The 6,525-nt window shown below is 69.5% G+C and carries 1 protein-coding gene; it reads left to right on the top strand.

Translation table 11 applies throughout. From position 1 onward, the window contains the following. Positions 1 to 6,525: non-ribosomal peptide synthetase (locus CA951_RS41920; RefSeq protein ID WP_143543212.1), on the top strand; the 6,525-nt coding region annotated here is incomplete at both ends.

The raw sequence follows: 6,525 nt of genomic DNA on the forward strand, positions 1-6,525 counted from the left end.
GCGGGGGAGTATCTGGCGGGGTATGTGGTGCCGGCGGCCGGGATGGTGGTGGACGATCGGGCGGTGCGGGAGTCGGCGGCGGTGGTGTTGCCGGGGTTCATGGTGCCGTCGGTGGTGGTGGTGTTGCCGGAGTTGCCGGTGACGGTGAACGGCAAGCTCGATCGGAAGGCGTTGCCGACCCCCGAATTCGGCAGCATGACCGAAGGTTTCGTGGCCCCTCGGACCCCGATCGAAGAGATCGTGGCCGCCGTCTGCGCCGACCTGCTCGGACTCGACAGGGTAGGCGCACACGACAACTTCTTCGACCTTGGCGGGAACTCGCTGATCGCCACCCGGTTGGTGGCCCGGATCAATGCGGTCGTCGGAGACCGGATCGGACTACGCGACGTGTTCGACGCCCCCACCGTCGCGGGTCTGGCGCTGCTGGCCGAGTCGCAGGACGGGCTCGAGGCCCGCCCCCCGCTGAAACCGAGGGAAGGCACCGCGGAAGTCCCCGTGTCGCCGGCCCAGCAGCGGATGTGGTTCATCAACCAGTTCGACACGTCCTCCTCCGCCTACAACGTCGCCTTCGCACTGAGGCTCGACGGCCGGCTCGACGTGCCCGCGCTCCAGGCGGCGGTCGCCGACGTCATCGAACGGCACGAGGCCGTGCGCACCCTCTTCCCCCTCTCCGACGACGGCCCCCGCCAGGTGATCCTGCCCGCGGCGAGTGCGGTGCCCGACCTCGAACCGGTCGCTGTGCCCGGTGAAGCCGAACTCCGCGAACAATCGCTGACATTGCTGTCCGCCGGATTCGACGTCACCACGCAGGTGCCGCTGCGCGCACGACTGTTCCGGCTCGACGACAACGTACACGTGCTCGCGGTAGTGGTCCATCACATCGCCGCCGACGGCTTCTCGATGGCACCGCTGGCCCGGGACGTCATGGCCGCGTACGCGTCCCGGGCGAGCGGGTCCGCCCCGGACTGGGCACCCCTGGACGTGCAGTACGCCGACTACGCGCTGTGGCAACGGGAGTGGCTGGGATCGGAATCCGATGAACAGTCGCCCATTGCGCGGCAGCTCGCCTACTGGACCACGACGCTGTCGGACCTGCCCGAACTGCTGGAGTTGCCCACCGACCGTCCCCGGCCCGCAGTCCGGTCACTTCGCGGCGGTCACGTCGAGTTCCTGATCGACCCGGACATTCACGCCGGCATCGTGAGGCTGGCGCGGGAACACACCACCACGGTGTTCATGACGTTGCATGCCGCGCTGGCGGTCGTGCTGGCACGCGTGAGCGGCGCGGACGACATCGCCGTCGGGACTCCGGTCGCCGGTCGCGGCGAACGCGAACTCGACGACGTGGTCGGCATGTTCGTCAACACCCTCGTCCTGCGCACCCATGTCGACGGCGGCGACACCTTCGCCGAGTTCCTCGGTCGTGTCCGGGAAACCGATCTGGGTGCCTTCACGCACGCGGAGGTCCCGTTCGAACGGGTGGTGGAGGTCCTGAGCCCGTCCCGGGTCACGGCGTACGCGCCACTGTTCCAGGTGATGCTCGAGTTCCAGGACATCGAACGCCCCACGCTGGAACTGCCGGACCTGCAGGTCCGGAACATCGACTTCGAGATCGATTCCGCCAACTTCGATCTGCAATGGACCCTGGCCGAGCAGTTCGACGAACACGGCAACCCGGCAGGCATCGCCGCAGGTCTCGGCTACGCGACCGACCTCTTCGACGAGGACACGGCGATCGGCTTCGCGGAACGACTCGTGCGCATCCTCACGGCGGTCACCGCCGACCCCGGCGCCCTGGTCGGCGACATCGACATCCTCGGATCCCTGGAGCGGGCCCTGCTCGCCCCGGTGCCGGGTGGCGCGGCCGTCGCGCCACGGACGCTGCCGGACCTGATGGCCGACGCGGTCGCGCACGATCCGGAGGCCACGGCGCTGGTCTTCGCCGGAAGTGACGTCCGCTACGCAGACCTCGACAGGAGTTCGAACCGGTTGGCCCGCATGCTGATCGAGCGCGGTGTCGGACCCGAGTCGGTGGTCGCGCTGTGTGTGCCGCGGTCCGTCGAATCCGTGCTGGCCGTCTGGGCGGTCGCGAAGTCGGGAGCTGCCTTCCTCCCCGTGGACCCGAATCACCCACCGGCGCGGATCGAATACATGCTCACCGACTCCGGCGCCGCGTGCGGGCTGACCGGATCCGCGCAACGAGGCGCACTGCCCGACGTCGTGCCGTGGCTGGTGCTGGACGACCCCGGCATCGAGGACGAAATGTCGCGCCATCCGTCGTCGGCGATCAGCGACGACGAACGGATCGCGCCCATCCGGGCCGACAATCCGGCGTACCTCATCTACACGTCGGGGTCGACCGGCACCCCGAAGGGCGTGGTCACCACCCACCGCGGCCTCGCCGCCTTCGCGGGCCAGGAGCGGGAGACGTTCGGCACGACACCCGAATCCCGGACCCTGCACTTCGCATCACCGAGTTTCGATGCGTCCGTCCTCGAACTGCTGCTGGCGGTCGGTGCGGCAGCGACGATGGTGATCGCACCACCGTCGGTCTACGGCGGCGCCGAACTGGCGCGGTTGCTGGAAACCGAGCGCGTCACGCACTGCTTCGTCACTCCGGCGGCGCTCTCGTCGGTCGACCCCGCCGGACTCACCGCCCTCGAGTGCGTCGTGACCGGCGGTGAGGCGTGTCCGCCCGAACTGGTCGCCCGGTGGGCGCCGGGCAGGCGCATGTTCAACGCGTACGGGCCGACCGAGGCGACGGTCGTGTCGAGTATCAGCGACCAACTGGTGCCGGGCGAACCGGTCACCATCGGCACACCCACCCTCGGTTTCGCCGAGACCGTGCTCGACTCACGACTGCACCCGGTACCGGCCGGTGTCGCCGGGGAGTTGTACCTCGCAGGTCCGGCCCTTGCACGCGGCTACCGCCGGCGGCACCCGCTCACCGCCGAACGCTTCGTCGCCGATCCGTTCGGTCCACCGGGCAGCCGGATGTATCGCACCGGGGACCGGGCGCGCTGGCTCCCCGACGGCCAGTTGAAGTACCTCGGGCGCACCGATTCCCAGGTGAAGATCCGGGGCTTCCGGATCGAACTCGGCGAGGTCGAGTCGGCGCTGCTCACCCACGACTCCGTCGCCCACGCGGCGGCGAGCGTGTGGCACGCCGACGGCGTCGGCGACCGGCTGATCGGGTACGTGGTGCCCGAACCCGGTGCAACGATCGATTCGCGGGCAGTCCTCGACTTCGCCGCCGGCCGGCTGGCGACGTACATGGTTCCGGCCGCGCTCGTGGTACTCGACTCGCTTCCCCTCACCGTTCACGGAAAGCTCGACCGCACAGCCCTTCCGGCACCCGACTTCACCGGGACCGGAAGCCGGCCGCCGCAGACCGAGACCGAGGAACTTCTCGCCGGACTGTTCGAGGACGTGCTCGGACTGGATTCGGTCGGCGCGGACGATTCGTTCTTCTCCCTCGGCGGCGACAGCATCCTGTCCATCCAGTTGGTGGCCCGCGCACGAGCTTCCGGTGTGATCCTCTCTCCCCGAGACGTATTCGACCACCGAACCGTCGCCGGACTCGCCGCGGCCGCGCGATTCGACCACGACGGCACCGTCGCTCTCGGCGAGTTGCCGGGCGGTGGCATCGGCCCCCTGCCGCTGACACCCGTCGCGCGCTGGATGTTCGAGCGCAGCGGCGGACGGCTCGACAGGTTCTCACAGGCACTGCTGCTGGCCGCCCCCGCCGGTCTCACTCACGAGGTGCTCGTCGGCGCCGTCGAGGCGGTACTGCACCGGCACGACATGCTCCGGGCGCGGGTGTCCGCGGACGGTATGGACGTGCTGCCTGCGGGTTCGATACCGGCGGACGTCCGCCGGGTGCCGGTCGAAACGGTGCAGGGAGAAGGCTTCACCACACTCGCCGGCGCCGAACTCGATGCTGCGGCCGACCACCTGGACCCGGCCGCCGCCCGCATGGTGCGCGTGGTCTGGTTCGACGTCCCGGACGACGTCGGGCGACTGCTCGTGGTGGTGCACCACCTCGTGGTCGACGGTGTCTCCTGGCGGATTCTCGTGGCGGATCTCGCGTCGGCGGCGGGCCGACTCCAGGCCGGACTCACACCCGCGCTGCCGGAAGTCGGAACGTCGATGCGGCGATGGTCGCACGGCCTGTCCGAGGCCGTGCGGACCCGGACGGGCGAACTCGCGTCGTGGGAGAAGATCCTCGACGGCCCCGATCCGCTGATCGGTTCGCGCCCGCTGGATCCGGTGATCGACGTCGACGCGACCGTCGGCACCGTCACGGTCGACGTGCCGCCGGTTGTGACCGACGCCCTGCTCACCACGCTGCCGGGTGCATTCCACGGGACGGTGGGCGACGGGTTGCTCACCGCGGTCACGCTGGCACTGATCGCCTGGCGGCGGGAACGCGGCGCCGCTGTGCCGGACGCGCTGCTCACCCTCGAAGGCCACGGCCGCGAGGAGCAGATCGTCCCGGGCGCTGACCTGTCCCGCACCGTCGGGTGGTTCACCACCGTGTATCCGGCGCGGTTGGATCTCACCGGACTCGATGTCGACGACGCCCTGGCAGGCGGCGCCGCGGCAGGGCAGGCGGTCAAGGCCGTCAAGGAGCAATTGCTCGCGATCCCGGATCACGGCATCGGTTTCGGACTGCTGCGTTACCTGGACGACGAGACGTCGGAGGCACTTCGCCGATTCCGCTCTCCACAAGTCAGTTTCAACTATCTCGGCCGGGTGACCCTCACCGGCGGAGGCGACGACTGGCTGCCGGTGGAGAGCACACTCGGCGGCACCAGGAACCCCGACATGCCAGTCGCCTCCGTGATCGACATCAACGCCTTCGTCTCCGACACTCCCGACGGGCCCCGACTGCGGGCGTCGTTCGCGTTCCCAACCGGCGTCCTCCCCGAGACCGAGGTCGCGGCGTTCGCGGACCTGTGGCGCCGTGCCTTGCAGGGACTCGCCGCGCACACGGCACGACCGGACGCGGGCGGGCTGACACCGTCCGACCTTCCGTTGGTGCCGGCGAACCAGCAGCAGATCGACCGCTGGGAGCAGCGGTTCCCGGCGCTGCAGGACGTGTGGTCGCTGTCTCCGCTGCAGTCGGGGTTGCTGTTCCATGCCTCGCTGGCCGCGGAGTCGATGGACGTCTACACGGCCCAACTGCGGATCGACTTCGAAGGCGAGGTCGACACGGTTCGCCTGCGCGCGGCCGCCGCCGGACTGCTGGCTCGCCACGCGAATCTGCGCACCGCGTTCGTGTACGACGACGGGGTACCCGCGCAGGTCGTTCTCGACGCGGTGGAGGTGCCGTGGCGGGAGGTCGATCTCACCATCGCCGGGACCGAGACGGAACTCGTGCGGCTTCTCGACGAGGACCGGAGTGCTCGCTTCGATCTCGCCCGGCCGCCGCTGCTCCGGCTGACGCTGTTCCACACCGCACCAGGAAGATTCGTCCTCTCGATCACGAACCACCACATCATTCTCGACGGCTGGTCGATGCCGCTGCTCGTGCGGGAACTGCTGGTCCGCTATGCCTCAGGCGGCGACCCGGCCGGACTCCCGGAGCCGCCCTCGTACCGCACGTACCTGGAATGGGTCGCGAACCGGGATACGGAACGGTCGGCCCAGGCCTGGGAACGAGCACTCGACGGTATCGAGGAACCGACCCTGGTGGCGCCGCATGCGTCCGCAGCGCTCTACGGTGTGCCCCACGAACTCGACGTCGACCTGCCGGCCGGGATTCTCGACGGACTTGCCACCACAGCCGCAGGCGTCGGTGTCACCATGAATACGGTGATCCAGGCAGCGTGGGGGGTGCTGTTGTCCCGGTTGGTCTCCCGCGACGACGTGATCTTCGGCGCCACCGTGTCCGGTCGTCCGCCGCAACTGTCCGGTGTCGAGAACATGCTGGGACTGTTCATCAACACGGTGCCGGTGCGCGTGCGACTGGACCCGGACGAGACCGTCGCGGGACTGCTCGCCCGCCTGCAGGACGAGCAGACGGCCCTGCTCGACCACCATCACCTCGGCCTCGGCGACCTCCAGTCGCGGATGGGCCTGGGCAACCTGTTCGACACGCTGTCGGTGTTCGAGTCGTACCCGATCGACACGTCCGGACTGGACGAGAGCACCGACATCGGCGGCGTGCGGGTGACCGGTCTCGATGCCCGCGACGCCACGCATTACCCGGTCACGCTGCTGACGATCGTCGAACCGCGACTGCGGCTGAGCCTGCGCTACCAGCCGGGAATCCTCGACCGGGCCACCGTCACCACGCTCGCCGACCGCCTGGTCCGGATCCTCGAGACGGTCGCCGGGGATCCGGGCACCGCGGTGGGGGATGTGGAGGTTCTGGGGGCGGGTGAGCGGGGGTTGGTGGTCGGGTCGTGGAATGCGACGTCGCAGGCGGTGCCGAGTTCGACGTTGGTGGAGTTGTTCGAGGCGCAGGTGGTGCGGTCTCCGGATGCGCCGGCGGTGGTGTTCGAGGGTGTGGTGTTGTCG

The sequence above is a fragment of the Rhodococcus sp. NCIMB 12038 genome (genome assembly GCF_002165735.1).
In the GTDB taxonomy this organism is placed as follows: Bacteria; Actinomycetota; Actinomycetes; order Mycobacteriales; family Mycobacteriaceae; genus Rhodococcus_F.